This is a genomic window from Pseudomonas sp. CBS (genome assembly GCF_024734645.1).
GTDB lineage: Bacteria > Pseudomonadota > Gammaproteobacteria > Pseudomonadales > Pseudomonadaceae > Aquipseudomonas.
In genome coordinates, this window is record NZ_CP102929.1 from 5,284,293 (window position 1) to 5,310,000 (window position 25,708).

Sequence of the window (25,708 nt, forward strand, 5' to 3'; positions counted from 1 at the left end):
TGACACTCCCAATCGGGAGCCAAGAGCAAACGGATTGCTTTGGTCGCTGTGTTGCTGATCTACGATCCAACCAGTTCAGGCTCTGCCTTAGGGCAGTTTTTGTTGTTCTCGGCCTGGTTGCGGGGCAAGCCCCAAATGCAACGCCTCTCCAAAAGAATCAGTTAGCTGCGCCTCCGCCGTGTTGTTTTTGTTATGCGTGAGTCGATTCGTCTTATTTTTATTGTCTTGTACATTTGCTTGTTATTGTTTTTGTACTAAGCATATAGCAGGGTGCGTGCCAACTTTTGCGAGGCCCAGCAAAATAAGGGGTTCGGAGCGTTTTCGGGTTTTTTGAAGGCGAAAAAAAGCCGGGGCTTCGTTACCGTAAGCCCCGGCTTTTGTTACGTGAAAAATCAGCGGTAACAGTTTTTTCACATCTCAGAGTGTTACCTGTGGAGGCGCCCCCACTCAGCTTTCGCTGGCAACCCCGGTTTTGCGCCGTGGGATGCCCAGGCGCTGGCGCCGTTCCCACAGGCATTTACGGCTGACGCCCAGCTTGCGCGCCAGTTCGGTCTCGGTCATATGGTCCTGATGCTCGAGGACGAAGTGCTGGAAGTAATCCTCCAGGGACAAATCTTCCGTCGGCTCGTGGCTGTTGTTACTGCCACCCTGCTGCGGCGGCAGGCCGATGAAGTCGTCGTCATCCAGGTCGCTGAGCTCGATATCGATCCCCAGCAGCTCGGCGGAAATCTCCGGGCTCTCCGACAGAATCACCGCGCGTTCTACCGCGTTCTCCAGCTCCCGCACGTTACCCGGCCAGGAATAGTGACGGATTGCCTGCTCGGCATCGGCAGCAAACTTCAGGTCGGTACGGTTGATCCGCGCACTCTGGCGCGCCAGGAAGGCCGTGGCGATTTCGTTGACGTCGGCACCACGCTCGCGCAGGGCGGGTAGTTTGAGCGCGATCACGTGCAGGCGGTAATAAAGGTCTTCACGGAACTGGCCGATCTTGGCCAGGCTTTTCAGGTCTCGGTGCGTGGCCGCGATCAGTCGTACATCGACCTTCTGCGACTGTACCGAGCCGACGCGGCGGATTTCACCTTCCTGGAGTACCCGCAGCAAACGTGCCTGAGCTTCCAGTGGCAGTTCGCCAATCTCGTCGAGGAACAACGTGCCGCCATCGGCGGCCTCAACCAAACCCGCACGGCCAGCGCTGGCGCCGGTAAAGGCACCTTTTTCATGGCCGAACAATTCGGATTCGATCAGGGATTCGGGGATCGCCGCGCAGTTCACCGAGATCATCGGTGCCTTGGCGCGTTTGGACAGGTTGTGCAGGGCGCGGGCCACCAGTTCTTTACCAGTGCCGGATTCGCCCTGAATCAATACATTGGAGTCAGTGGGCGCCACTTTGCGGATCTTGCTGTACAGGTCCTGCATCGGTGGGCAGGAACCGATAATGCCGATTTCGCCATTACTGTTATCCACGCCGGGCTTTTCAGCGCCGTTGACGGCCTTGCCCGCTGCCGGGCGTTCAGCCGGTGTGCTGCTGGCGGATTGACGGTCACGCAGGATGCGGGCCACAGCCTGGAGCATTTCGTCGTGGTCGAAAGGCTTGGCGATGTAGTCCACCGCGCCCATCTTCATCGAGTCCACTGCCGAGCGCAGGCTGGCGTAGCTGGTCATGATCAGCACCGGCGTGCCTTGGCCGAGTTTGATCAACTCGGTGCCAGGGGCACCGGGCAAACGTAGGTCACTGACGATCAGGTCGAACGTGGGAATGCTGAAACGCTCTTGGGCTTCCTGCACCGAGCCGGCTTCGCTGACCTGGTACTGATTACGTTCAAGCAGGCGACGCAAGGCAGAGCGGATAATGGTTTCGTCTTCGACGATCAAAATGTGCGGCATTGATTCAACTCTCTCGACGGTCTCAGTTCACAGCGGACGTCGCTTCGACATGACGCGGCAAGGTCACCCGAATACGGGTGCCGCGTTGGCTTTCGGTGTCAGCCGGGCTGTCGATGGTGATTTGTCCATAATGCTCTTCAACGATGGAATAGACCAGTGCAAGGCCCAGACCGGTACCTTCACCCGGATCCTTGGTGGTGAAGAAGGGTTCGAACAATCGATCCATGATGTTCTGTGGAATGCCGCTGCCTTCGTCCTCGACGATCAGGTCGACCGTGTGCTCGAAAGCCTCGCTCTTGACCCGAACTGCGCTGCCGGCCGGCGACGCGTCGCGGGCGTTGGACAGCAGGTTGATCAGCACTTGGGCCAGGCGTTGTGAATCACCGTCGACCCAATGTTCCGGGTCGCACAGGTTAAAGAACTGTACTTCGAAATTGCGCCGGTTCAAGGCCAGCAGCCCAATGGCATCCTGGGCGACTTCGGCCAGGCACACCGCTTCGTCGTGATTCTGATGGGCACCCGCGTGGGCAAAGCTCATCAGCGACTGCACGATGCGCGAGACGCGTTTGGTCTGCTCGAGAATCTGCCCGCTGATTTCGATGATCTCGCCGTCTTCCTCGCGCTCTTCCCGCAGGTTTTGCGCCAGGCAGGCGATACCGGTGATCGGATTGCCGATTTCATGGGCCACACCCGCCGCCAGACGACCGATGCTGGCCAGGCGCTCGGAATGCACCAGTTTGTCTTCGAGCATCTGGGTGTCGGTCAGGTCTTCCACCAGCAATACCAGGCCGCTGTTGCCGGGAGCGAGGGGCTCGTCGATGGCGGCCTTGTGCAGGTTGAGCCAGCGGGTCTGGCCGTCCAGCGCCAGGTGCTGTTTGTGCAAGTGTTCGTCGGGCAGGTTGATGAAGCCCTGGAGCAGTTCTTTCCATGGGTCGCCAATGGTATTCAGGCGCGAACCCACCACGCGCTGGGCGGCGATCCCGGTGAGTTCTTCCATGGCCTTGTTCCACATCAGGATCTCTTGATCCTTGGCCAGGGAGCAGACGCCCATCGGCAACTCTTGGAGCGTCTGGCGGTGATAGCGGCGCAAGGCATCGAGTTCGGCGGCAAGGCCGGTGAGGCGCGAGTGGTAATCCTCCAGCCGGCTCTCGATGAAGTGGATGTCTTCGGTCACGTAGTTTTCGCCGCCGGCCTTGTAGGGCAGGAAGGTCTCGACCATGTCCTGGGACACACTCGGGCCCATCAAGCCGGAAAGGTTGGCCTCGATACGGTCGCGCAGGCGGCGCAACGCGTAAGGCCGGCGTTCGTCGAATGGCAGGTAAAGGTCGCGCAGGGCCTGCTCGACTTCCTTTTGCGCAGCCTTGGCGCCCAGGGGCTTGGCCAGTTGCGTGGCGAACTCCTGGGGCGAGGCCGCGTGCAGTTCGCGGCGTTGCGGGCGGCGCACGTTATCCACAGCGCAGGCTTCGGCGGCGCTGGTTTCTTCGGGGCTGGCGTTGGTGAACAGCGAGATCAGGGTGAACATCAGCACGTTGGCCGCCAGCGAAGCAATCGCCGCCATGTGCCAACTGGTGTCATCCAGCACGTAGATCATGTTCAGCAGCGGGATGTAGAAACCCTGCAGATTGCCCACCAAGGGCAGCAGCATGGTGACGGTCCACACCAGGATGCCGGCCAGCAGCCCGGCGATAAACCCACGGCGGTTAGCGGTCGGCCAGTACAGCACCGACAACACCCCCGGCAGGAACTGCAGCGTGGCGACAAAGGCCACGATGCCCAGGTTGGCCAGGTCCTGCTCGGCACCCAGCATCAGGTAGAAGCCATAGCCAGCCATGATGATTGCGACGATCAGCGCCCGGCGGGTCCATTTCAGCCAGCGGTAGATATTGCCTTCGGCTGGCGGCTGGTAGAGCGGCAGTACCAGGTGATTGAGCGCCATCCCCGACAGGGCCAGGGTACTGACGATGATCAGGCCGCTGGAGGCCGACAATCCGCCGACATAGGCCAGCAGGGCCAGTGACTTGCTGTTGGCGGCAATGCCGATGCCCAGGGTGAAGTATTCCGGATTGGTGGTGGCGCCAAGCTTCAGGCCCGCCCAGAGAATCAGCGGCACCGCCAGGCTCATCAGCAGCAGGAACAACGGCAAGCCCCAGCTGGCGCTGACCAGTGAACGCGGGTTGAGGTTTTCGGTGAAGGTCATGTGGTACATGTGCGGCATCACGATGGCCGAGGCGAAAAACACCAGCAGCAGCGTGCGCCATGGGCCTTCCTGCAACGGCGTGTGCAGGGCAGCCAGGGCGGTCTGGTTTTGCAGCAGCCACAGTTCCAGCTGTTGCGGGCCGTCGAATACACCGTAGAGCGCATACAGGCCAACGCCGCCAATGGCGATCAGCTTGATCACCGACTCAAATGCGATCGCGAACACCAGGCCTTCATGCTTCTCACGGGTAGCGATATGCCGTGAGCCGAAGAAGATCGTGAACAGGGTGATCAGCGCACAGAAGCTCAATGCAACGCGGTGCTGCACCGGCTCGCGGGTGAGGATGCTGATGGAGTCGGCCACCGCCTGGATCTGCAACGCCAGCAACGGCAGCACGCCGATCAGCATGAAGATCGTGGTCAGTGCACCGGCCCAGGTGCTGCGAAAGCGGAACGCAAACAGGTCGGCGAGTGACGACAGCTGATAGGTGCGGGTGATTTTCAGGATCGGATACAGCAGCACCGGCGCCAGCAAGAACGCCCCGGACACCCCGAGATAACTCGAAAGAAAGCCGTATCCATACTGATAGGCCAGGCCCACCGTGCCGTAAAACGCCCAAGCGCTGGCGTACACGCCCAAGGACAAGGTGTAGGTCAACGGATGGCGAATGATCGCCCGCGGAATCATTCCGCGCTCACTGATCCAGGCTACCCCGAACAGCGCGGCCAGGTAGGCGGCGCTGATCAGCAGCATCTCGGTCAGGCTAAAGCTCATCGGCATCTTTTTGGCTCTGCAGGATGAAAGTCACGACGATCAGAATCAGCCAAAGCAGATAGGGCCGGTACCAGGCGCCTGTGGCGTCGATCCACCAATCCATGATGGCGGGAGAAAACAGGTAGATCCCGACGACCAACAGCAGGACCAATCGATAGATGTACATGTTGGCCCTTGATTGAAATTGCGGAAATATAACGATTTTTTGTATGAGCGATGGTAACGGATGGCTCGCAAGCTGCAAGCGCCTTCAGCGCAATTGCGCTTCGGCCAGCGTGAGTGTGCGCGGGATCTGTGTGGCGTCCCAGTGCGCAATGCCCCAATCCAGCAGTTCCCGTGGGCTGGCGTGGTTCAGTTCGTCGCCCGCTGGCTGGCCCAGGGCACGCAGCGCTCTTAACAGCAAAGGCGTGGCCTGGCCGGTGGGCAAGGGCGGTGAGCGGTAGGATTTGCCCAGCTTGTTACCGTCCGGCTGGATGATCAGGGGCACATGCAGGTAACGCGGTTGGCGCAGGCCCAGCAGTTCTTGCAGGTACAGCTGGCGCGGCGTGGAGTCGAGCAGGTCGGCGCCACGCACGATGTCGGTCACACCTTGCCAGGCGTCATCGAGGACTACCGCCAGTTGGTAGGCATACAGGCCGTCGCGACGGCGGATGATGAAATCGCCTACGTCACGACCCAGATGCTGTCGGAATTCGCCTTGTACACGGTCGGTAAAGTGGTAGTCCAACTCCGGCACCCGCAGACGAATGGCGGCATCTTGCTGGTCGTGCCCGGCATTGCGGCACAGGCCGGGATAAATCCCGTTGTAGGGTTCCAGTTGCTTGCGCGAACAGGTGCAGGCGTAGGCCAGGCCCTGATTGAACAGGCGGTTGAGCACTTCGGCGTAGGCATCGTGCCGCTCGCTTTGTCGGACCAATTCCCCGTCCCATTCGAAGCCGTAGCGTTCAAGGGCATTGAGGATTGCGGCCTGGGCGCCGGGTTCTTCCCGTGGCGGATCGAGGTCTTCCATGCGCATCAGCCAGCGGCCTTGATTGGCGCGGGCGTCGAGGTAGGAGGCGAGGGCTGCGACCAGGGAACCGAAATGCAGGTGTCCGCTGGGCGTGGGGGCGAAACGCCCGATATAGGAGGAGGCTGTCATGGGCCGGATATTACTGGAAAACCAGCAAACGCCAGAAACAAAAATGGAGCGTTCGCACGCCCCATTTGTACAGCTCGGCGACGATTACTTACCGACCTGTTTTTCCTTGATTTCAGCCAAGGTCTTGCAGTCCACGCACAAGTCGGCGGTAGGACGCGCTTCCAGGCGGCGAATACCAATCTCGACGCCGCAGGACTCGCACCAGCCATACTCTTCGTCTTCGATGAGTTGCAGGGTCTTGTCGATTTTCTTGATCAGCTTGCGCTCGCGATCACGGGCGCGCAGTTCAAGGGCGAACTCTTCTTCCTGGCTGGCACGGTCTGCCGGGTCAGGGAAGTTGGCCGCTTCGTCCTTCATATGGTCAACGGTACGGTCAACCTCTTGCATCAAGTCCTGTTTCCACTGCTTCAGGATCTTGGAGAAGTGTTCGCGCATGGGCTTGCCCATGTATTCCTCACCCTTCGATTCGACGTAGGGTTGGAAGCCGCTGATGCTCTGTTGCTTTGCTTGGGTGGGCATGAATGGACCGCCTCTCACTCTTCTAATCCATTGCGCAGGATTGCAACATCACCGACACCTGCCGGCCCTGCGGCTGCAAGCGGGCGAACTTACCAGATAGATTCAGGGTGCGCCACTCCCGGTTGTCGAGGCACCTTCTCTTGAGGGTTGAAAACCGCCGCAGGCCCCAGCGGGGCGGGCTTGTACGGTCTCGAATGTTGATTTTAGCTGTTTTGCAGGTAGTTGCTCGCCGTGGGTGCTACATGGCTTCGGGCAATAGAGCAGGTTTTGTGCGGCGGGTTGGGTAGAATCGGGGTTTGTCCTCACAGTTAAGGAAGGCTAATGGCTCAGCCCTACAGTGCGCGCAGTCGCGCTATCGAACCTTTCCATGTCATGGCGTTGCTGGCGCGGGCCAATGAATTGCAGGCCGCCGGTCACGACGTGATTCACCTGGAAATCGGCGAGCCGGACTTCACCACCGCCGAGCCCATCATCAAGGCCGGGCAGGCGGCGCTGGCCAATGGCAAGACCCGCTATACCGCGGCCCGAGGGCTGCCGGAGTTACGTGAGGCTATCAGTGGTTTCTACCAGCAGCGCTACAGGCTGGATATCGACCCTGAGCGAATTTTGATCACCCCCGGTGGTTCAGGTGCCCTGCTACTGGCGAGCAGCTTGCTGGTGGACCCCGGCAAGCACTGGCTGCTGGCAGACCCCGGTTACCCGTGCAACCGTCACTTCCTGCGGCTGGTGGAAGGCGCGGCGCAATTGGTCCCGGTCGGCCCCGACGTGCGTTATCAACTGACCGCCGACCTGGTGGCTCGTCACTGGGATCAGGACAGCGTGGGCGCGTTGGTCGCTTCGCCCGCCAACCCTACCGGCACCATCCTGACGCGCGACGAGATGGCCGGACTGTCGAGCGCCATCAAGGCGCGCAATGGGCATTTGGTGGTGGATGAGATCTATCACGGCCTGACCTACGGCACCGATGCCGCCAGCGTGCTGGAGGTGGACGATGAAGCTTTCGTTCTAAATAGTTTTTCGAAGTATTTCGGAATGACCGGCTGGCGCCTGGGCTGGCTGGTGGCGCCGCCGGCTGCTGTGGGTGAACTGGAAAAGCTCGCGCAGAATCTCTACATCAGCGCACCGAGCATGGCCCAGCATGCGGCCCTGGCCTGCTTTACCCCGCAAACCTTGAACATTCTTGAAGATCGCCGGGCCGAGTTTGGTCGTCGTCGCGACTTCCTGCTGCCAGCCCTGCGGGAGCTCGGCTTCGGCATCGCTGTCGAGCCGGAAGGTGCGTTCTATTTGTACGCCGATATCAGCAAATTCGGCGGCGATGCCTTTGCCTTCTGCCGACACTTCCTCGAAACCGAGCACGTCGCGTTCACTCCAGGCCTGGATTTCGGTCGCTATCAAGCCGGTCATCATGTGCGTTTTGCCTACACACAAAACCTTGATCGCCTACAGGAAGCCGTCGAACGGATTGCCCGTGGCTTGCGGAGTTGGCAAGGCTGATGCGCTTTAATCCTCCCCTCGAAGAAGGCCGGCTGATCCGCCGCTACAAGCGTTTTCTCGCCGATATCGAAACCGTTACCGGCGAGTTCCTGACCATTCACTGCCCGAACACCGGCTCGATGTTCAACTGCATGATGGAAGGTGGCCAAGTCTGGTTCAGCCGCTCCAATGACCCCAAGCGCAAGCTGCCCGGCACTTGGGAAATCAGCGAAACCCCGCAGGCACGCCTGGCGTGTGTGAATACCGCGCGGGCCAATCAGTTGGTGGAAGAGGCGCTGCGGGCCGGGGTTATCACCGAGCTCAACGGCTTTACGGCGCTGAAGCGCGAAGTAGCCTACGGCCAGGAAAACAGTCGGATCGATTTCCGTCTGGATTACCCATTGGGCGCGGCGTATGTCGAAGTCAAAAGCGTCACCCTCGGGTTTGATGGGACTTCGACAGCAGCGTTTCCCGATGCCGTAACCCAGCGCGGGGCCAAGCATTTGCGAGAACTGGCGCATCTGGCGCGTGAGGGTGTGCGGGCGGTGCAGTTGTATTGCGTCAACCTCTCGGGGATTGATGCGGTGCGTCCTGCCGAAGAAATTGATGCCGGTTATGCGGCTGCATTGCGTGAGGCCAAGGCGGCGGGCGTCGAGGTGCTGGCCTATGGCGTGCGGGTGACGTCAGAGGAAATCTGTGTCGACCGCCGTCTGGAAGTATTGCTCGGCGATTAGAGTTGCACCCACAGGCCCTGTTCGTCCTCGCGGCCGGGCAGGGCTGTCAGGCTTTGACCGGCGCAAGGCCCGGCGACGCACTCACCGCTTTCGATCAGGAACAGTGCGCCATGGGTGGCGCACTGGATCATGCTCGCGCTCGGGTCGAGAAACTGGTGCGGCTGCCATTCCAGCGGCACCCCGCGATGTGGGCAACGGTTGATATAGAAGTAGGCAATGCCTTCGCGGCGCACGGCAAACAGCTTGCGGCCGTCGATATCGAAACCGAGGCTGGCGTTGGGTGCGAGTTCGCTGGAGGTGCAGAGAAACTTCATATCGGTCCTTAAGTGCCGCCGTTTGCGGGCTGCAAGGCTATCCTGATTTGGCCGAAGAGCCCGGCGCTTGACGTGCAAATGCAAACAATTATCAAATGCCGGCTTCGCCCGTTAGCTGACTGGGCGCTCTGTACGATGTCGGGCAGCCTTGATCTGTCACATTGCGAGTGTTTCAGCGGGCTCACCCCTTGGAAGGAAACCCTTTTATGCGCCTGAGTGCCAGTGCTATCGCGCTCGTTGTCGGACTGCTGGTCAACACTGGGGCCCAGGCCTCTGAACTGCCACAACGTTGGGTCAGCGCCGGTGGTGCGTTGTCAGAATGGGTGACGGCCCTGGGCGGTGAGTCAAAGCTGGTGGGTGTGGATACCACCAGCCAGCATCCTGAATCCCTCAAGGCGTTACCGAGCATTGGTTACCAGCGTCAGTTGTCGGCGGAGGGCATTCTGAGCCTGCGCCCGCAAATCCTGGTCGGTACAGAGGAAATGGGGCCGCCGCCGGTATTGGCGCAAATCCGCAATGCTGGTGTGAAAGTGGAGCTGTTTTCGGCTGAGCCGAATCTGCCGACGCTGCAGGGCAACCTTCAGCATTTGGGCAAGTTGCTGGGCAGTGAAGCCAAGGCTGCGGAGTTGTTCAGCGACTATCAGCAACAACTGGATCAACAAAAGAACTGGGTGACCAAGGCCCAGGCCACGCAAAAAGCGCCTGGAGTGCTGTTGCTGTTGGGGCATGCCGGCGGCAAACCGCTGATCGCCGGCAAAGACACGGCGGCTGACTGGATGTTGCAGCAGGCCGGCGGCCATAACCTGGCAACCCACAATGGTTACAAACCGTTTTCCGTGGAGTCCCTGGCGGGTCTGAATCCTGAAGTGCTGGTGTTTGCCGATCGTGCCCTGACGGGTGATGCGGCCCGTACAGCATTGTTCAAGGAAAATCCGATCCTGGCGTCGACGCCGGCGGCCAAGAATGGACGCGTCTATGAACTGGACCCGACGCTGCTGGTGGGCGGGCTTGGGCCGCGCTTGCCGCAAAGCCTGGTGAAGCTGTCTGCCGGGTTCTATCCGTTCCAGGCTAATACCGCCCCATGACCACTCTGGTTAAACCGCGAACCCTGTTTATCGGCTTGAGTCTGCTGTGTGTATTGGCGATTTGGCTGTCATTGGCCCTGGGGCCGGTCAGCTTGCCGTTGATGGACACACTCCGGGCGGCGTTGCGCTTGTTGGGTGTGCCCATCGACGCGCACGGCCTGGAACAGGCGGAGTTGATCCTCGGGCAGATTCGACTGCCGCGTACGTTGCTGGGCCTGGCCGTCGGCGGGGTTCTGGCACTCTCCGGCGTTGCGATGCAGGGCCTGTTTCGTAATCCCTTGGCTGATCCTGGGTTGGTAGGGGTGTCCAGCGGCGCGGCGCTGGGCGCGGCGATTGCGATTGTCGGTGGTTCGTTTTTTGGCGGATTACCGGATGCCTTTGGGCCTTATCTGCTGTCGCTGTGTGCTTTCCTCGGTGGTCTGGGGGTAACCGCGCTGGTCTATCGTCTGGGGCGGCGCAACGGCCAAACCAATGTTGCGACCATGTTGCTGGCGGGGATCGCCCTGACGGCGCTCGCCAGTTCGGCGGTGGGCCTGTTCACCTACCTGGCAGATGACGCCACCTTGCGCACCCTGACGTTCTGGAACTTGGGCAGCCTGAATGGCGCCAGCTACTCGCGGTTATGGCCGCTGCTGCTGGTGAGCGCTGGCGTCGCCCTTTGGCTGCCGCGCCGGGCCAAGGCGCTGAATGCACTCCTGCTGGGTGAGTCGGAAGCCAGCCACTTGGGCATTAATGTTGAAGGCCTCAAGCGCGAGCTGGTGTTCTGCACCGCGCTGGGCGTGGGCGCCGCGGTGGCGGCGGCGGGGATGATCGGCTTTGTCGGGTTGGTGGTGCCGCATCTGGTGCGCCTGCTGGCGGGGCCCGATCATCGGGTGCTGCTGCCAGCCTCGGTGTTGGCGGGGGCGAGTTTGCTGTTGTTTGCCGATCTGGTGGCGCGCCTGGCCTTGGCGCCGGCGGAATTACCTATCGGCATTGTTACCGCGTTTATCGGTGCGCCGTTTTTTCTCTACCTGTTGTTACGAGGGCGCGCGTGATGCTGCGAGTAGAAGACCTGCAGATCCGCCGTGGGCGCAAAACCGTGTTGGCGGACGTCACCCTGGACCTGCTGCCAGGTGAAGTGCTCGGCGTGCTGGGCCCCAACGGTGCGGGAAAAAGTACATTGCTCGGTGCGTTATGTGGTGAGTTACAGCCCGACCAAGGCTGTGTGTGGCTGGATGAGCGAGAGTTGAAAGACTGGGGCGGAGCGCAGCGTGCCCAGCGCCTGGCGGTTTTGCCGCAGACCTCGACCCTGGACTTTGCCTTTCGCGTCGAAGAGGTTGTGGGCATGGGTCGCTTGCCTCATCAGACTGGCCGGGTGCGTGACGATGAAATCATCAACGCAGCGTTACAGGCTGCCGACGTCGGCCACTTGAGCGGGCGCAGCTACCTGGCGTTATCGGGCGGCGAGCGGCAGCGTGTGCACCTCGCACGAGTGCTGGCGCAGCTCTGGCCAGGTGAGGCGGGGCAGACCTTGTTGCTGGATGAGCCGACGTCGATGCTTGATCCGTTGCACCAGCACACGACCTTGCAGGCGATCCGCAGCTTTGCCGACCGTGGTGCGGCCGTGCTGGTGATCCTTCACGATCTGAACCTGGCGGCACGTTACTGTGATCGCATTTTGTTGTTGGAGGATGGGCGACCCCATGCGTTGGATACGCCTGAGCAGGTGCTGCGGCCTGAGCCGCTGAAGGCGGTATTCGGGTTGGATGTGTTGGTGCAGCCGCATCCGGAGCGCGGCCATCCGTTGATCATTGCACGCTGAAATCGCCGCCGTTTTTTACAGGCAAAAAAAGACCCGGCAAGAGCCGGGTCAAATAACCGTGATTAGCCTGATGAGGAGATAATCTGAGAGTCCGAACCAATGGTCTTTCAGTTATCGGCTGATCTCGCGACCAGTTGTGATAATCATAACGATTCTCATTTAAGAGTCAACATTTGTTTTTGCGACCTTTTTGAATTTCCTCAAACATTCGTTTGGAATCCCCGGAAACGTGGGGGCAAGTTGCCGTCTCAATTCTTTTGGCGTGCCGAAAGAGCGTCCAGCTGACGGTTCAAAGCCTCCTTGCGTTCAGCGGGAATGTCATTCCAGTGCACATCCATCAGCGCGCCTTCAATGGCGTACAGCAATACCTTGGATGCCCTGAAGCCACGGGTGCGTACGGCACGGTACGCGTCTACTGCCCCCAGACGGCGTAAGTCGGACGCACTGTGGATGCCCACCGCATGCAGCCATTGTGCCGACGTCTTGCCAAGGTTTTTCAGGTGTTGCAGCTCATCATTCATCAAGCCTCCTTGCGACGGCCGAATGGTTCGGTGGGTATCGTGACCAGGCAAGCCTGAAAGGAGTGTAGCGCTCAGTAGGAAAAGCGTAGTTCTTTGGTCGGCAACGACCTAAAGCTTCTAAGGCAGGCGGGGATTTTGGCGTAGGAAAGGGTGAAGCCCCGGTACGCCTTGGGCGTAACCGGGAGGCGATACAGCGGTTTTACCGTGTGCGGTAACGTAGGCGCGTGCCGAAATTGACGGACATCAGGATCTCGTCAGCGCTCAATTCAGGGGGGAAATAAGTGCCGGAGATCTGGGCATGCGCCAGGCTCGCGCCTTCCAGTGGGCAGTCACGCAAATCCAGGCCGCGCAAGTCGGCGGAGCGGAAATAAGCGTCGGTGAAATCCACGCCCTGGGCGTTCAGGTCGCGCAGGTCCAGGCCGCGAAAGTCGCCGCCGCGCATATCGATCGGACCGTCTTTTGGACGCTCCTGGTTGAAGCCGCGGATGTCATCTTTATGCAGAAGCGCGTACAGCGGGGTATCAAGTAGCTTCGGATGGCTCACAATGGCGACTCCCGTGTTGGAATTATGACGCCATTATAGTGCCACTATTGCTCGGCCGTGAGCCCCGGAAGGCTACACGACCAAGAAATATTTCTTACAGGCCCGGCAGGCGTTGGCGGATATGTGCCACCAATGCGTCGAGGGTTCCGCTTTCATTGGTTTCCACGCGTTTGCTCAGCAGTAGCTCTTCAGCGCTGAGTGGGTCACGGGTGGCCTGCTGCTCTTCGATGATGGTCAGGGTGGCGTCGGACGGATCATTCTTGTCCGCCTGACGTTGTGCCAGCCAAGCGGCGATAACAGCCTGTGGCGCATTGCAGTCGAGGATCAGGAACGGTGCGCCGGTAGCCTCGGCGATCTTGGCCGCAGCGTCGCGTTGTTCACGCTTGAGGAAGGTCGCGTCCAGTACCACCGGGAAACCTGCGCGCAGCACGGTGTCAGCGATCTCGTTCAAGCGCGCATAGGTGGCGGCGCTGGCGTCTGCGGCGTAGATCCCGGCCTGTGGCGTGTTCTCGACCTTCTGCTCACCGAACAGGCGCTTGCGCTCCACGTCCGAACGCAGGCGAATTGCCCCCAATGCTTCTACGAGGCGCATGGATACATGGCTTTTACCCACGGCAGATACGCCGTGGGTGATGGCCAGGAAGCGCGATGGGATGGTGCTGTAGCTTTCCGCAAGGTTGGCGTAGTTGCGGTACTGGCGCAGGGTGGTAGCACGCTGCACGGCGTCCGCCTCGGAAGGCATGCTGAACAGCGCGACCTTGGCGCGTACCAGGGCGCGGTAGGCTTTATAGAAGTTCAGCACTTCCAGGCCTTGATAGTCGCCGGTCAGCTCCAGGTACTGGCTGATGAAGCGTCGCGCCAGGCTTTTGAGGCCACGGTCTTCCAAGTCCATCGCCAGGAAACCGGTGTCGGCATATACGTCGGTGAAGCGGAATGGCTCGTTGAACTCGATGCAGTCGAAGATCACCACGTGGCCATCAATCATCGTGGCGTTACCCAGGTGGATATCACCGTGGCATTCGCGGGTAAAGCCGTTGAGCTTGCGCTGTTCGAACAGGGGCTTGAGGCGTTCGAAGCTGCTTTCGGCCCAGGCCTGCAAGGCATCCAGTTGAGCCAGGTCGGCTTTGTCGCTGAGGAACGGGCGGATCTGCTCGAAGTTCTGCAGCACCGGCGCCATGACGTCGTGCGGGGTGCCGGCGGAGTGGGTGGCCGGCACTTTCGGGGCGTTCAGGTGAAAGTGCGCGATCTGTCTGGCCATTTCGTCGATGTGCGCGTTGGTCAATTCGCCGTTGGCTTGCAAGGTGCTGAGCAGTTGGCTCTGCGGGAACTGGCGCATTTTCAGCACGTAGTCGACCACCGGCCCGTCGCCACCCACTTGCGGTGCTTCGGCGCTGCCGGTGATTGGCAACACTTCAAGATACAAATCATCGGTCAGGCGCTGGTTGAGGCGCAGCTCTTCATTGCAGAAGTGGCGCCGTGCTTCCAGGGTGGTGAAATCGAGGAAGCCGAAATTCACCGGTTTCTTCATCTTGTAGGCGTAGTCACCCGTGAGCAGGACCCAGGAAATATGGGTCTCGATGACTTGGAACTGATCCACCGGATGGGGAAACAGGGCCGGGTTTTGCAGGGCAGCAATCAGGGACTGGCTCACGGGCGATCCTTCAGAGTCTGGGAAAATTCATGGCGGGCATTATGGCGGCTACAGACGGTCATGCAAACCGCTGTCCGGCTCATGTTGGTCATCAATAAAGTGCGTATAATCCGCCGCCATGACTCGTACCCGATCTCCCCGTTCCCGTAAAAAACCTCCTTCCCGCGGCCTGCGCCCTTGGCTGGGCTGGGCGCTTAAGCTCGGCCTGGTAGGGCTTGTAGTGATCGCCGGCTTCGCGGTTTACCTCGATGCCGTGGTCCAGGAGAAGTTCTCCGGCAAGCGCTGGACCATTCCGGCCAAGGTATACGCGCGCCCGCTGGAACTGTTCACCGGCCAGAAGCTGAGCAAGGATGACTTCCTCACCGAACTCGATGCCCTGGGCTATCGCCGCGAACCCGTGAGCAACGGCCCCGGTGCCGCTGCCGTCTCCGGTAACACCGTCGACTTGAACACCCGCGGTTTCCAGTTCTATGAAGGCCTGGAAAAACCCCAGCCGGTGCGCGTGCGTTTCTCTGGCGACTATGTAGCCGAACTGTCCTCGCTCAACGGCTCGAAGCTGCCGGTGGTGCGCCTGGAACCCTTAATGATCGGTGGGATTTATCCGAAAAACCTGGAAGACCGCATCCTGATCAAGATCGATCAGGTACCGCCTTACCTGCTGGATACCTTGATTGCCGTAGAAGACAGGGATTTCTACAGCCACTGGGGCGTATCACCGAAGTCCATCGCTCGCGCCGTGTGGGTCAACACCTCCGGCGGCAAGATGACCCAGGGCGGCAGTACGCTGACGCAACAATTGGTCAAGAACTTCTACCTGACCAACGAACGCAGCCTGACCCGTAAGCTGACCGAAGCCATGATGGCGATGTTGCTGGAGCTGCATTACAGCAAGCAGGAAATTCTTGAGGCCTACCTCAATGAAGTGTTCGTCGGGCAGGACGGCCAGCGTGCGGTGCACGGTTTCGGTCTGGCCAGCCAGTTCTTCTTCGGCCAGCCGTTGTCCGAGTTGAAACTGCATCAAGTGGCGCTGTTGGTGGGCATGGTCAAGGGGCCGTCCTACTACAACCCGCGCCGTAACCCGGAGCGCGCGCTCGAACGGCGCAACCTGGTGCTTGATGTACTTGAGCAGCAAGGCGTCGCCACTCCTGAACAAGTCGCTGCCGCGAAGAAAATGCCACTGGGTGTGACCACCCGCGGCAAGCTTGCCGACAGCTCATTCCCAGGCTTCATCGACCTGGTCAAACGCCAGTTGCGTGAAGACTACCGTGACGAAGACTTGACCGAAGAAGGCCTGCGGATCTTCACCAGTTTTGACCCGATCCTGCAAATGAAGGCTGAAGCTTCGGTCAATGACACCTTCAAACGCCTGGCAGGCCGTAAAGGTTCTGACGACGTCGAGGCGGCGATGGTGGTGACCAACCCGGAAACCGGTGAGGTCCAGGCCATGATCGGCAGTCGCCAGGCCAGCTTTGCCGGGTTCAACCGGGCGCTGGACGCGGTGCGGCCGATCGGCTCGCTGGTCAAGCCGGCGGTATATCTGACTGCTTTGGAAAAACCGAGCAAGTACACGCTGACCAGTTGGCTGTCCGATGACCCGTTGTCGGTCAAAGGTGCCGATGGCCAGATGTGGACGCCGCATAACTTTGATCGTCGCTCCCACGGTACGATTTTCCTGTACCAGGGCCTGGCGCATTCCTACAACATCTCGACCTCCCGTCTTGGCCTTGAGCTGGGCGTGCCGAATGTTCTCAAGACACTCGGTCGGCTGGGCATCACTCGCGAGTTCCCTGCGTTCCCGTCGATGCTGTTGGGTGCGGGTGCAATGAGCCCGATGGAAGTCGCGACCATGTACCAGACCCTGGCCAACGGTGGTTTCAATACGCCGATGCGCGGGATCCGCAGCGTTTTGACGGCTGAAGGCGAACCGCTCAAGCGTTATCCGTTCCAGATTCAGCAGCGCTTTGACCCGGCTTCGATCTACCTGATCCAGAACGCCATGCAGCGCGTTATGCGTGAAGGTACCGGACGCTCGGCCTACAACGTGTTGCCGGCCAATCTGACACTGGCTGGCAAGAGTGGTACCAGTAACGATTCCCGGGACAGCTGGTTCGCTGGTTTCAGCCAGGACCTGCTGGCGGTGGTCTGGCTGGGGCGCGACGACAACGGCAAGACGCCGTTCACCGGTGCCACCGGCGCATTGCAGGTGTGGACCAGTTTCATGAAGAAGGCCGATCCACTGCCGCTGAACATGCCGCAGCCGGACAATATCGTTCAGGCCTGGATCGATCCGCATACCGGGCAGGGTTCCGATGCCAACTGTCCGGGCGCGGTGCAGATGCCGTATATTCGCGGCAGCGAACCGCCACCCGGTGCAGCGTGCGGTGCCAGTGCACCCGCGAGCGCTGAATCGGTGATGGATTGGGTCAAGGGCTGGATGAATTAAGCAAAGAGGGTTTCACGTGAACAAGTTGTTGATTCCAGCTATTACAGTTTTGGCATTGCTCGGTGGTTGCGCCAGCGTGGAGCGTGGCTCTATTCCGGTGGTGGATTCCAGTACAACGGTGTCCAACAACGACCGGATCTCGGCCAATGGCGGCTTCCGTCAAACCGTCACCAACCGCCCGGCCCAGGCTAAGGCGCAAGCCGTGCCTCAGGATTCGGGCGTCGTGGTGATGATCCCGGGCGCCGGCGCAGCGACCTCGGCGCCGATCAGTACTCAGCCGTGGACTCCAGGCCCGAGCACCTCGGGCCCGGCGGACTCTGCGCCGATTCAAACGGCGCCAATCAACCAGGGCACCTACAACATGCCGTCGACGCCAAGCGGGATTCCGTCCGCCAGCAGCGCCGGTGGCTTGTCGGCCGATGAACAGTTGGACGGCCCGGTTCTGGCGTTGCTGACTACTGCTCAACAGCAGCAGTCGGGTGGCGACTTGAACGGCGCATCGTCGAGCCTTGAACGCGCCCAGCGCGTAGCGCCTCGCGAGCCACAAGTGCTTTACCGCCTGGCTCAGGTGCGCATGGCCCAAGGCGATGCCCCGCAAGCAGAACAATTTGCCCGCCGTGGCCTCACCCTGGCCAATGGCCGTCCTGATCTGCAGGCCAGCCTGTGGAGCTTGATCGGTGATGCCCGTGAGAAGCAGGGCGATGCTGCCGGTGCAGCCCAGGCTCGGCAAAAAGCCAAGGTAAGCCTCTGATGGATGCACGCTTTCCGGCGATTGCCGAACAGTTGTTGTTGATCGAGCGCGAGCTGCGCTTGCAGGGCTGGTGGGACGAAGTGTCCCCCAGTGCTGAAGCCTTGAGCAGCGTTGAACCCTTTTCCGTTGACACCCTGGACTTTCACCAGTGGCTGCAATGGATTTTCCTGACACGGATGAAGCAGATCCTTGAGCAGGACCTGCCATTGCCCAATGCGTCGGGGATTCTGGAAATGGCCGAGATGGTTTACGCCGATCGTCCGCTCGAGAGCCTTGGCCTACGGACTGCGCTGAAAAAGTTCGATCAACTGATCGTCGACGCTCGTTAATTGCCTGGCTGCCGGTTTTTCCGGCAGTCTTGCGCATATTTCTACCGCTTTGCGCCATTCAGGCGAGTTTTATCCCTCCTCAAGCCCCTTTCTTCTACGTTCTCATGCGCTTAGTTGGAAAAAAGCGCAATTATTGCTTGACTTGGAGAGGCTGAAACAGAAGAATCCAAAGTCCGCTGTAGAGGGACTGCCAGAAGCAGACCCACTCAGCAGATCATGAGGCGCACACCCGCGCCGACCTGTTACACCCGCAACGCGTTACCTCGCGCTGGGTGGGAAAATCCCGCAACACTTGGGACGCTCCCAATACTTGCTCAGTCAGTGCTGACGTAGTCGGCGACCACCGTCGCTCATGCTCTGCTGAGAAGTAAACCTATTAAGACCCGTCGGTTTTTAACGGACGGTATTCTGGCGTTTTAGAGGTGAACAACGTGGAGCTTTTATCTGGCGGTGAGATGCTCGTCCGCTTTTTGCGTGACGAAGGCGTCGACTATATCTACGGGTACCCAGGCGGTGCTCTGCTGCATGTCTACGACGCACTGTTCAAGGAACCGGCTGTTACCCACATCCTGGTTCGCCACGAACAAGCTGCTACCCATATGGCTGACGGTTACGCCCGTGCCACCGGTAAAGCCGGTGTAGTTCTGGTGACTTCCGGCCCTGGCGCGACCAATGCCATCACCGGCATCGCGACGGCTTATATGGACTCCATCCCGATGGTGATCATTTCCGGCCAGGTGGCGAGCACCATGGTTGGTACCGACGCATTCCAGGAAACCGACATGATCGGTATCTCCCGGCCGATCGTGAAACACAGCTTCATGATCAAGCATGCCTCGGAAATCCCGGAAGTCATGAAGAAGGCGTTCTACCTCGCACAGTCCGGTCGCCCGGGTCCTGTGGTGGTCGATATCCCGAAAGACATGACCAACCCGGCGGAAAAATTCGAATACATCTTCCCGAAGAAAGCCAAGCTGCGTTCCTACAGCCCGGCGGTTCGCGGGCACTCGGGGCAAATCCGCAAGGCGGCAGAAATGCTGTTGGCGGCCAAGCGTCCGGTGCTCTACTCGGGTGGTGGCGTGATTCTGGGCGGCGGTTCTGCACCGCTGACCGAGCTGGCCAAGATGCTCAACCTGCCAGTTACCAACACTTTGATGGGGCTCGGTGCTTTCCCGGGTTCGGACCGTCAGTTCGTCGGCATGCTCGGCATGCACGGCAGCTACACCGCCAACCTGGCCATGCACCATGCTGACGTGATCCTTGCTGTCGGTGCGCGGTTCGATGACCGGGTGATCAACGGCGCGAGCAAGTTCTGCCCGAATGCCAAGATCATCCACATCGATATCGACCCGGCATCCATCTCCAAGACCATCAAGGCCGACGTGCCTATCGTAGGTCCTGTGGAAAGCGTGCTGACCGAAATGGTCGCTGCGCTGAAGGAAATCGGCGAAGCCCCGAACAAGGATTCCGTCGCCAGTTGGTGGAAGCAGATCGACGAGTGGCGCGGTGATCGCGGCCTGTTCCCTTACGACAAGGGCGACGGCAGCGTCATCAAGCCACAGACCGTGATCGAAACCCTGTGCGAAGTGACCAAGGGCGATGCCTTTGTGACTTCCGACGTGGGCCAGCACCAGATGTTCGCGGCGCAGTACTACAAGTTCGACAAGCCTAACCGCTGGATCAACTCCGGTGGCCTGGGCACGATGGGCTTTGGTTTCCCTGCGGCCATGGGTGTGAAGCTGAGCTTCCCGGACACCGACGTTGCTTGCGTCACCGGCGAAGGCAGTATCCAGATGAACATCCAGGAACTGTCGACCTGCCTGCAATATGGTCTGCCGGTGAAGATCGTCTGCCTGAACAACGGCGTACTGGGCATGGTTCGCCAGTGGCAGGACATGAGCTACGGCAGCCGTCACTCCCATTCCTACATGGAGTCTCTGCCCGACTTCGTCAAATTGGTTGAAGCCTATGGCCATGTCGGCATGCGCATCACCGATTTGAAGGATTTGAAGCCGATGATGGAAGAGGCGTTCGCCATGAAGGACCGCCTGGTGTTCCTTGATATTCAGGTCGACACCAGCGAGCACGTCTATCCGATGCAGATCAAAGACGGCTCCATGCGCGATATGTGGCTGAACAAGACGGAGCGTACCTAATCATGCGGCACATTATCTCCCTGCTTCTGGAGAACGAACCGGGCGCTCTGTCACGTGTGGTCGGACTGTTTTCGCAACGCAACTACAACATCGAAAGCCTGACCGTGGCGCCGACCGAAGACCCGACCTTGTCGCGTCTGACGTTGACCACCGTTGGCCATGATGAGGTGATCGAGCAGATCACCAAAAACCTCAACAAGCTGATCGAAGTGGTCAAGCTGGTCGACTTGTCGGAGAGTGCCCACATCGAGCGTGAGCTGATGCTGGTCAAGGTCAAGGCCACGGGTGCACAACGGGCCGAGATCAAGCGCACTACCGACATTTATCGCGGGCAGATCGTCGATGTGAGCGCCAGCGTTTATACCGTTCAACTGACCGGTACAAGCGACAAGCTGGACAGCTTCATCCAGTCGATCGGGACGGCCTCGATTCTGGAAACTGTACGCAGTGGCGTCACCGGGATTGCTCGTGGCGACAAAGTACTCAGCATCTAACTCAAATTTAGCGAATGGCCTTAAACGGCCTGGATATATAGAGGAACCTCATGAAAGTTTATTACGATAAAGATTGTGACCTGTCGATCATCCAGGGCAAAAAAGTCGCCATCATCGGCTACGGTTCCCAGGGCCACGCTCAAGCGTGCAACCTGAAAGATTCCGGCGTTGACGTGACTGTTGGCCTGCGTAAAGGCTCGGCCACTGTTGCCAAGGCTGAAGCTCACGGCCTGAAAGTGACTGACGTTGCTTCCGCTGTTGCTGCTGCCGACCTGGTCATGATCCTGACCCCGGACGAGTTCCAGTCCGCGCTGTACAAGAACGAAATCGAGCCGAACATCAAGAAGGGCGCCACCCTGGCCTTCTCCCACGGCTTCGCGATCCACTACAACCAGGTTGTGCCGCGCGCTGACCTCGACGTGATCATGATCGCGCCGAAAGCACCGGGCCACACCGTGCGTTCCGAGTTCGTCAAAGGCGGCGGCATCCCTGACCTGATCGCGATCTACCAGGACGCCTCGGGCAACGCCAAAAACGTTGCACTGTCCTACGCCGCTGGCGTTGGTGGCGGTCGTACCGGCATCATCGAAACCACCTTCAAGGACGAGACTGAAACCGACCTGTTCGGCGAGCAAGCCGTTCTGTGTGGCGGTACCGTTGAACTGGTTAAAGCCGGTTTCGAAACCCTGGTTGAAGCTGGCTACGCGCCAGAAATGGCCTACTTCGAATGCCTGCACGAACTGAAGCTGATCGTTGACCTCATGTACGAAGGCGGTATCGCCAACATGAACTACTCGATCTCCAACAACGCCGAATACGGCGAGTACGTGACTGGCCCGGAAGTGATCAATGCCGAGTCCCGTCAGGCCATGCGCAACGCCCTGAAACGTATTCAGGACGGCGAATACGCCAAAATGTTCATCAGCGAAGGCGCAACCGGCTACCCTTCGATGACCGCCAAGCGTCGTAACAACGCCGCTCACGGTATCGAAATCATCGGCGAGCAACTGCGCTCCATGATGCCGTGGATCGGTGCCAACAAGATCGTCGACAAAGCCAAAAACTAAGTCGTACGTACCAAGGGAAAACGCGGCTTAGGCCGCGTTTTTTCGTTTGCGGGGCAGGTTCTGGTATAAAGCTGCATCGTTTGCGGGCGAACACTCGCCGCAAGTTTCTGTCGAAATTTTTCACACCGTTGCAAGGTAAAGTCCATGAGCGAACGTCCCGAAGAGCCAAACCAGGCCTCTGACGCCGAAAGCCTGCTACCGATCGATGAACATGTCGAAGAAGGGCACGATGCTGAAGGTCGTAAAGTCCGGCATCGTGGCATCTATCTTCTGCCCAATCTGTTTACCACTGCGAACCTGTTCGCGGGGTTCTACTCCATCATCAATTCCATGAGCGCCCAGAGTGCATTGGCGGCCGGCGATGCTGCCGGGGCCAGCAAGTACTTTGGTTTCGCCGCAATTGCGATCTTCGTTGCCATGGTCCTTGATGGCCTGGATGGGCGTGTGGCGCGCATGACCAACACCCAGAGTGCCTTCGGTGCCGAGTATGACTCGCTGTCGGACATGGTTGCCTTTGGTGTGGCGCCGGCGTTGCTCGCATTCGCCTGGGCGCTGGGTGACATGGGCAAGGTCGGCTGGATGGTCGCCTTCATCTATGTGGCTGGCGCGGCATTGCGTCTGGCGCGCTTCAATACTCAGGTAGGGACCGCCGACAAGCGCTACTTCATTGGCTTGGCCAGCCCGGCTGCGGCGGGTGTGGTAGCCGGTATTGTCTGGGCATTCAGCGACTACGGTATCCAGGGCTCGAAGATGTCGTTCCTGGTGGCCTTGATGGTCGCGGCGGCCGGCATGCTGATGGTCAGCAACATCAAGTACAACAGCTTCAAGGAGCTGGACCTCAAGGGGCGCGTGCCGTTTGTGGCCATCCTGGCAGTGGTGCTGGTGTTCGCCGTGGTGTTCAGTGACCCGCCGCGAATCTTGCTGTTGGCGTTCCTCGTCTATGCCGCGTCCGGCCCGGTGCAGTACTTGCTGCATCTTCGTCAGCGCAAAACGTTGCCTTAATGTAATTTCCCCCATACTCCGCAGTCTATTGGTGCATCTGTCCTCCAAAGCTGCGGAGTTGCCATGTTAATCAAGTTCCCCAAAGCGTCTGATTGCAAAGAATCGGACGTCACGCCTGAATCCCTCTATTTCTCTCGCCGCAGCTTGCTCGGTGGTGCGCTTGCCGGTCTTGCTGCCAGCAGCCTGCCGCGTTGGGCCAGTGCGGATGATGCTGCGCGTTACGCGGATGTCGAACCGGGCAAGGCGCCTGGATGGTTTGCCGAAAAGCTGCCGGGTACGAAATGGCAGGCGGTAACCGTCAAGGATGAGGCGATCACTCCGTTCAAGGATGCGACCCATTACAACAACTTCTATGAGTTTGGTACGGATAAGGGCGATCCGGCGGCGAATGCCGGGTCTCTGAAGACTGAGCCGTGGAGCGTGGTGATCGATGGTGAGGTCGCCAAGCCCGGGCGTTACGCGCTTGAAGACTTCATGAAGCCGTATCAGTTGGAAGAGCGAATCTATCGACTGCGCTGCGTAGAGGCGTGGTCGATGGTCATTCCGTGGATAGGTTTCCCTATTTCGGAATTGCTCAAGCACGTCGAGCCGACGTCCAAGGCCAAATACATCCGCTTTGAAACCCTGCAGGATCCCAAGAGCATGCCGGGGCAGCGCTCCAACTTCGCTTTGATCGACTGGCCTTATGTAGAAGGGCTGCGACTGGATGAGGCGATGAATCCCCTGGCGATTCTGGCGGTAGGGATGTATGGGCGGGAATTGCCAAATCAGAATGGTGCCCCGTTGCGGTTGGTGGTGCCATGGAAGTATGGATTCAAGAGCGTGAAGTCGATCGTGCGCATCAGCCTCGTCAGTGAACAGCCGAAAACCACCTGGCAAAGCATTGCGGCGAGTGAGTACGGGTTTTATGCGAACGTGAATCCTACCGTCGACCATCCGCGCTGGACTCAGGCGCGGGAGCGGCGTTTGCCCAGTGGGCTGTTCAGTCCCAATGTGCGTGAGACGCAAATGTTCAACGGCTACTCCGATGAAGTCGCCTCTCTATATACGGGCCTTGATCTGCGGAAGAACTATTGATGCGCTACCCGGTATGGCGCATAAGCGTCTTTATAGCGGCGGCGGTGTGGCCGCTGTTCTGGTTGTACGAGGCCTGGAGTTTTGCGTTGGGGCCTGACCCGGGGAAGGTGCTGATGGATCGGCTCGGGCTTGGGACCCTGATTCTGCTGCTGATCACTCTGTGCATGACGCCGCTGCAGAAGCTCAGTGGTTGGGCGGGGTGGATTGCTGTGCGACGGCAGCTGGGGCTGTGGTGCTTTGCGTATGTGGTTTTGCATCTTGCCGCTTACTGTGTATTTATCCTTGGGTTGGATTGGTCGCAGTTGGGTGTCGAGCTGCGGAAGCGGCCTTACATTATTGTGGGTACCTTGGGGTTCCTTTCTCTATTAGTGCTGGCAGTCACCTCAAACCGCTACAGTCAGCGTCGCCTTGGGGCACGCTGGAAGAAACTGCATCGTTTGGTTTATGTGATTCTCGGGCTTGGTTTGCTGCATATGTTGTGGATCGTACGGGCTGATCTAAAGGAGTGGGCTATCTATGCATCCATAGGAGCGCAGCTTCTAGTGCTGCGTGTGCCGCCTGTAATGCGCCGGATTCCCCGTCTTATTGCTAAAAAACCATCTTCTGCAACAAAAGCGTAATTAACCCTTGACGGCAGATTCTGGAAGTCTATAATTCGCCCCACTTCCGGCGCAGTCGAAACGGAAAACTCCTTGGTAAACAAAGAGTTATGTAGGTTTCGACAGCGAGCTGCTTCAGATCATCGAAGCCCAGAAGGAGTTAATAAGGCGGTGTTGTTTAGCCCTATTAACGGTTCGATCTTCTCGGTCGAAAGCGGAGAAAAAGAGGTGTTGACAGCAGCGTGTAACGCTGTAGAATTCGCCTCCCGCTAACGAGAGATCGGAAGGGCAAGTGGTTGAAGTTACAAAGGAAACTTTGAAAGCTTCTTAAAAAAACCGCTTGACAGCAACAGAGGCTGCTGTAGAATGCGCGCCTCGGTTGAGACGAAAGATCTTAACCAACCGCTCTTTAACAACTGAATCAAGCAATTCGTGTGGGTGCTTGTGGAGTCAGACTGATAGTCAACAAGATTATCAGCATCACAAGTTACTCCGCGAGAAATCAAAGATGTAACCAACGATTGCTGAGCCAAGTTTAGGGTTTCTTAAAAACCCAAAGATGTTTGAACTGAAGAGTTTGATCATGGCTCAGATTGAACGCTGGCGGCAGGCCTAACACATGCAAGTCGAGCGGTAGAGAGAAGCTTGCTTCTCTTGAGAGCGGCGGACGGGTGAGTAATGCCTAGGAATCTGCCTGGTAGTGGGGGATAACGTTCGGAAACGGACGCTAATACCGCATACGTCCTACGGGAGAAAGCAGGGGACCTTCGGGCCTTGCGCTATCAGATGAGCCTAGGTCGGATTAGCTAGTTGGTGGGGTAATGGCTCACCAAGGCGACGATCCGTAACTGGTCTGAGAGGATGATCAGTCACACTGGAACTGAGACACGGTCCAGACTCCTACGGGAGGCAGCAGTGGGGAATATTGGACAATGGGCGAAAGCCTGATCCAGCCATGCCGCGTGTGTGAAGAAGGTCTTCGGATTGTAAAGCACTTTAAGTTGGGAGGAAGGGCAGTAAATTAATACTTTGCTGTTTTGACGTTACCGACAGAATAAGCACCGGCTAACTCTGTGCCAGCAGCCGCGGTAATACAGAGGGTGCAAGCGTTAATCGGAATTACTGGGCGTAAAGCGCGCGTAGGTGGTTCGTTAA

The 25,708-nt window shown here is 59.0% G+C and carries 23 protein-coding genes and 1 rRNA gene (1 of these 24 running past the window's edge); 15 read left to right on the forward strand and 9 right to left on the reverse strand.

Translation table 11 applies throughout. From position 1 onward, the window contains the following. Nucleotides 1-447: 447 nt before the first annotated feature. The 5 genes from NVB75_RS24050 to dksA all read right to left on the reverse strand — a co-directional run bounded on the left by NVB75_RS24050 (nt 448) and on the right by dksA (nt 6,512). Complete coding sequence (locus tag NVB75_RS24050) at nt 448-1,884, reverse strand: sigma-54 dependent transcriptional regulator (protein ID WP_063033203.1); 1,437 nt, start codon at nt 1,882-1,884, stop codon at nt 448-450. 22 nt (nt 1,885-1,906) lie between these two features. Beyond that, the gene (locus NVB75_RS24055; RefSeq protein WP_173860361.1) at nt 1,907-4,861 is read right to left on the reverse strand and encodes a sensor histidine kinase; all 2,955 of its coding nucleotides are present in this window, start codon (nt 4,859-4,861) and stop codon (nt 1,907-1,909) included. Continuing rightward, nucleotides 4,845-5,021, reverse strand: a complete 177-nt coding sequence (locus NVB75_RS24060) for a hypothetical protein (RefSeq protein ID WP_003176118.1) — start codon at nt 5,019-5,021, stop codon at nt 4,845-4,847. The genes NVB75_RS24055 and NVB75_RS24060 overlap by 17 nt, the downstream gene beginning before the upstream one ends. Before the next feature lie 84 nt (nt 5,022-5,105). Then, nucleotides 5,106-5,993 carry a tRNA glutamyl-Q(34) synthetase GluQRS gene (gene gluQRS / locus NVB75_RS24065; RefSeq protein ID WP_258343633.1) on the reverse strand — a complete coding sequence of 296 codons (888 nt, stop codon included), beginning with the start codon at nt 5,991-5,993 and terminating at the stop codon, nt 5,106-5,108. 84 nt (nt 5,994-6,077) lie between these two features. Continuing rightward, on the reverse strand, nt 6,078-6,512 hold the full coding sequence (gene dksA, locus NVB75_RS24070) for an RNA polymerase-binding protein DksA (protein ID WP_010174401.1): 435 nt from the start codon (nt 6,510-6,512) through the stop codon (nt 6,078-6,080). 321 nt (nt 6,513-6,833) lie between these two features. Between dksA and NVB75_RS24075 the strand changes: the two genes are divergently transcribed. Both NVB75_RS24075 and sfsA read left to right on the forward strand, forming a co-directional pair. Beyond that, nucleotides 6,834-8,006, forward strand: a complete 1,173-nt coding sequence (locus NVB75_RS24075) for a pyridoxal phosphate-dependent aminotransferase (protein WP_258343634.1) — start codon at nt 6,834-6,836, stop codon at nt 8,004-8,006. Next, nucleotides 8,006-8,719 carry a DNA/RNA nuclease SfsA gene (gene sfsA, locus NVB75_RS24080; protein ID WP_258343635.1) on the forward strand — a complete coding sequence of 238 codons (714 nt, stop codon included), beginning with the start codon at nt 8,006-8,008 and terminating at the stop codon, nt 8,717-8,719. The genes NVB75_RS24075 and sfsA overlap by 1 nt, the downstream gene beginning before the upstream one ends. Here the strand turns inward: sfsA and NVB75_RS24085 are convergent. Continuing rightward, complete coding sequence (locus NVB75_RS24085; protein WP_258343636.1) at nt 8,716-9,033, reverse strand: Rieske (2Fe-2S) protein; 318 nt, start codon at nt 9,031-9,033, stop codon at nt 8,716-8,718. The genes sfsA and NVB75_RS24085 overlap by 4 nt on opposite strands. A gap of 206 nt (nt 9,034-9,239) precedes the next feature. Here NVB75_RS24085 and NVB75_RS24090 point away from each other — a divergent pair, with 206 nt between their 5' ends. Genes NVB75_RS24090 through NVB75_RS24100 form a run of 3 tightly spaced genes read left to right on the forward strand, consistent with a single transcriptional unit; the run spans nt 9,240 to nt 11,919 of the window. Further along, nucleotides 9,240-10,118, forward strand: a complete 879-nt coding sequence (locus tag NVB75_RS24090) for a hemin ABC transporter substrate-binding protein (protein WP_258343637.1) — start codon at nt 9,240-9,242, stop codon at nt 10,116-10,118. Continuing rightward, complete coding sequence (locus NVB75_RS24095) at nt 10,115-11,152, forward strand: iron ABC transporter permease (RefSeq protein WP_258343638.1); 1,038 nt, start codon at nt 10,115-10,117, stop codon at nt 11,150-11,152. The genes NVB75_RS24090 and NVB75_RS24095 overlap by 4 nt, the downstream gene beginning before the upstream one ends. After that, nucleotides 11,152-11,919 (forward strand): heme ABC transporter ATP-binding protein, encoded by a 768-nt coding sequence (locus tag NVB75_RS24100; RefSeq protein WP_258343639.1) that lies wholly within the window; start codon nt 11,152-11,154, stop codon nt 11,917-11,919. Before NVB75_RS24095 ends, NVB75_RS24100 begins: the two co-directional genes overlap by 1 nt. 248 nt (nt 11,920-12,167) lie before the next feature. Here the strand turns inward: NVB75_RS24100 and NVB75_RS24105 are convergent, their stop codons facing one another. The 3 genes from NVB75_RS24105 to NVB75_RS24115 form a co-directional block, all read right to left on the reverse strand. Then, nucleotides 12,168-12,440 (reverse strand): TfoX/Sxy family protein, encoded by a 273-nt coding sequence (locus NVB75_RS24105; RefSeq protein ID WP_010206563.1) that lies wholly within the window; start codon nt 12,438-12,440, stop codon nt 12,168-12,170. A gap of 199 nt (nt 12,441-12,639) precedes the next feature. Beyond that, on the reverse strand, nt 12,640-12,984 hold the full coding sequence (locus NVB75_RS24110; RefSeq protein ID WP_258343641.1) for a pentapeptide repeat-containing protein: 345 nt from the start codon (nt 12,982-12,984) through the stop codon (nt 12,640-12,642). 94 nt (nt 12,985-13,078) lie between these two features. Continuing rightward, a complete protein-coding gene (locus tag NVB75_RS24115) occupies nt 13,079-14,635 on the reverse strand; it encodes a bifunctional aminoglycoside phosphotransferase/ATP-binding protein (protein WP_258343642.1) in 1,557 nt (518 codons plus the stop codon). A gap of 118 nt (nt 14,636-14,753) precedes the next feature. Between NVB75_RS24115 and mrcB the strand changes: the two genes are divergently transcribed. From mrcB to NVB75_RS24165, 10 genes are all read left to right on the forward strand, one after another. Then, a complete protein-coding gene (mrcB, locus tag NVB75_RS24120) occupies nt 14,754-17,078 on the forward strand; it encodes a penicillin-binding protein 1B (RefSeq protein WP_063033193.1) in 2,325 nt (774 codons plus the stop codon). 16 nt (nt 17,079-17,094) lie between these two features. After that, a complete protein-coding gene (locus tag NVB75_RS24125; protein WP_258343643.1) occupies nt 17,095-17,829 on the forward strand; it encodes a M48 family metallopeptidase in 735 nt (244 codons plus the stop codon). Beyond that, a complete protein-coding gene (locus tag NVB75_RS24130) occupies nt 17,829-18,158 on the forward strand; it encodes a YqcC family protein (protein ID WP_003212129.1) in 330 nt (109 codons plus the stop codon). The genes NVB75_RS24125 and NVB75_RS24130 overlap by 1 nt, the downstream gene beginning before the upstream one ends. A 431-nt stretch (nt 18,159-18,589) precedes the next feature. Further along, nucleotides 18,590-20,314: an acetolactate synthase 3 large subunit gene (locus tag NVB75_RS24135; RefSeq protein WP_003212127.1), complete on the forward strand. Its 1,725-nt coding sequence runs from the start codon at nt 18,590-18,592 to the stop codon at nt 20,312-20,314. A 2-nt stretch (nt 20,315-20,316) separates the two neighbouring features. Next, complete coding sequence (ilvN, locus tag NVB75_RS24140; protein ID WP_003176102.1) at nt 20,317-20,808, forward strand: acetolactate synthase small subunit; 492 nt, start codon at nt 20,317-20,319, stop codon at nt 20,806-20,808. Nucleotides 20,809-20,858: 50 nt separating this feature from the next. After that, the gene (ilvC, locus tag NVB75_RS24145) at nt 20,859-21,875 is read left to right on the forward strand and encodes a ketol-acid reductoisomerase (protein WP_003212125.1); all 1,017 of its coding nucleotides are present in this window, start codon (nt 20,859-20,861) and stop codon (nt 21,873-21,875) included. A 144-nt stretch (nt 21,876-22,019) separates the two neighbouring features. Further along, entirely contained in the window at nt 22,020-22,877 is an 858-nt protein-coding gene (gene pssA / locus NVB75_RS24150; RefSeq protein ID WP_003212123.1) for a CDP-diacylglycerol--serine O-phosphatidyltransferase, read from the forward strand. 63 nt (nt 22,878-22,940) lie between these two features. Next, the gene (gene msrP, locus NVB75_RS24155; RefSeq protein WP_258343644.1) at nt 22,941-23,954 is read left to right on the forward strand and encodes a protein-methionine-sulfoxide reductase catalytic subunit MsrP; all 1,014 of its coding nucleotides are present in this window, start codon (nt 22,941-22,943) and stop codon (nt 23,952-23,954) included. After that, nucleotides 23,954-24,574, forward strand: a complete 621-nt coding sequence (msrQ, locus tag NVB75_RS24160) for a protein-methionine-sulfoxide reductase heme-binding subunit MsrQ (RefSeq protein WP_258343645.1) — start codon at nt 23,954-23,956, stop codon at nt 24,572-24,574. Before msrP ends, msrQ begins: the two co-directional genes overlap by 1 nt. 544 nt (nt 24,575-25,118) lie before the next feature. Next, nucleotides 25,119-25,708, forward strand: a 16S ribosomal RNA gene (locus tag NVB75_RS24165) (it continues 947 nt past the right edge of the window).

Bases quoted from the DNA above. Each gene is read 5' to 3' on its own strand.
- NVB75_RS24050 (WP_063033203.1), bottom strand. From the start codon at position 1,884: ATGCCGCACATTTTGATCGTCGAAGACGAAACCATTATCCGCTCTGCC.
- NVB75_RS24055 (WP_173860361.1), bottom strand. From the start codon at position 4,861: ATGCCGATGAGCTTTAGCCTGACCGAGATGCTGCTGATCAGCGCCGCC.
- NVB75_RS24060 (WP_003176118.1), bottom strand. From the start codon at position 5,021: ATGTACATCTATCGATTGGTCCTGCTGTTGGTCGTCGGGATCTACCTG.
- gluQRS (WP_258343633.1), bottom strand. From the start codon at position 5,993: ATGACAGCCTCCTCCTATATCGGGCGTTTCGCCCCCACGCCCAGCGGA.
- dksA (WP_010174401.1), bottom strand. From the start codon at position 6,512: ATGCCCACCCAAGCAAAGCAACAGAGCATCAGCGGCTTCCAACCCTAC.
- NVB75_RS24075 (WP_258343634.1), top strand. From the start codon at position 6,834: ATGGCTCAGCCCTACAGTGCGCGCAGTCGCGCTATCGAACCTTTCCAT.
- sfsA (WP_258343635.1), top strand. From the start codon at position 8,006: ATGCGCTTTAATCCTCCCCTCGAAGAAGGCCGGCTGATCCGCCGCTAC.
- NVB75_RS24085 (WP_258343636.1), bottom strand. From the start codon at position 9,033: ATGAAGTTTCTCTGCACCTCCAGCGAACTCGCACCCAACGCCAGCCTC.
- NVB75_RS24090 (WP_258343637.1), top strand. From the start codon at position 9,240: ATGCGCCTGAGTGCCAGTGCTATCGCGCTCGTTGTCGGACTGCTGGTC.
- NVB75_RS24095 (WP_258343638.1), top strand. From the start codon at position 10,115: ATGACCACTCTGGTTAAACCGCGAACCCTGTTTATCGGCTTGAGTCTG.
- NVB75_RS24100 (WP_258343639.1), top strand. From the start codon at position 11,152: ATGCTGCGAGTAGAAGACCTGCAGATCCGCCGTGGGCGCAAAACCGTG.
- NVB75_RS24105 (WP_010206563.1), bottom strand. From the start codon at position 12,440: ATGAATGATGAGCTGCAACACCTGAAAAACCTTGGCAAGACGTCGGCA.
- mrcB (WP_063033193.1), top strand. From the start codon at position 14,754: ATGACTCGTACCCGATCTCCCCGTTCCCGTAAAAAACCTCCTTCCCGC.
- NVB75_RS24130 (WP_003212129.1), top strand. From the start codon at position 17,829: ATGGATGCACGCTTTCCGGCGATTGCCGAACAGTTGTTGTTGATCGAG.
- ilvN (WP_003176102.1), top strand. From the start codon at position 20,317: ATGCGGCACATTATCTCCCTGCTTCTGGAGAACGAACCGGGCGCTCTG.
- ilvC (WP_003212125.1), top strand. From the start codon at position 20,859: ATGAAAGTTTATTACGATAAAGATTGTGACCTGTCGATCATCCAGGGC.
- pssA (WP_003212123.1), top strand. From the start codon at position 22,020: ATGAGCGAACGTCCCGAAGAGCCAAACCAGGCCTCTGACGCCGAAAGC.
- msrP (WP_258343644.1), top strand. From the start codon at position 22,941: ATGTTAATCAAGTTCCCCAAAGCGTCTGATTGCAAAGAATCGGACGTC.
- msrQ (WP_258343645.1), top strand. From the start codon at position 23,954: ATGCGCTACCCGGTATGGCGCATAAGCGTCTTTATAGCGGCGGCGGTG.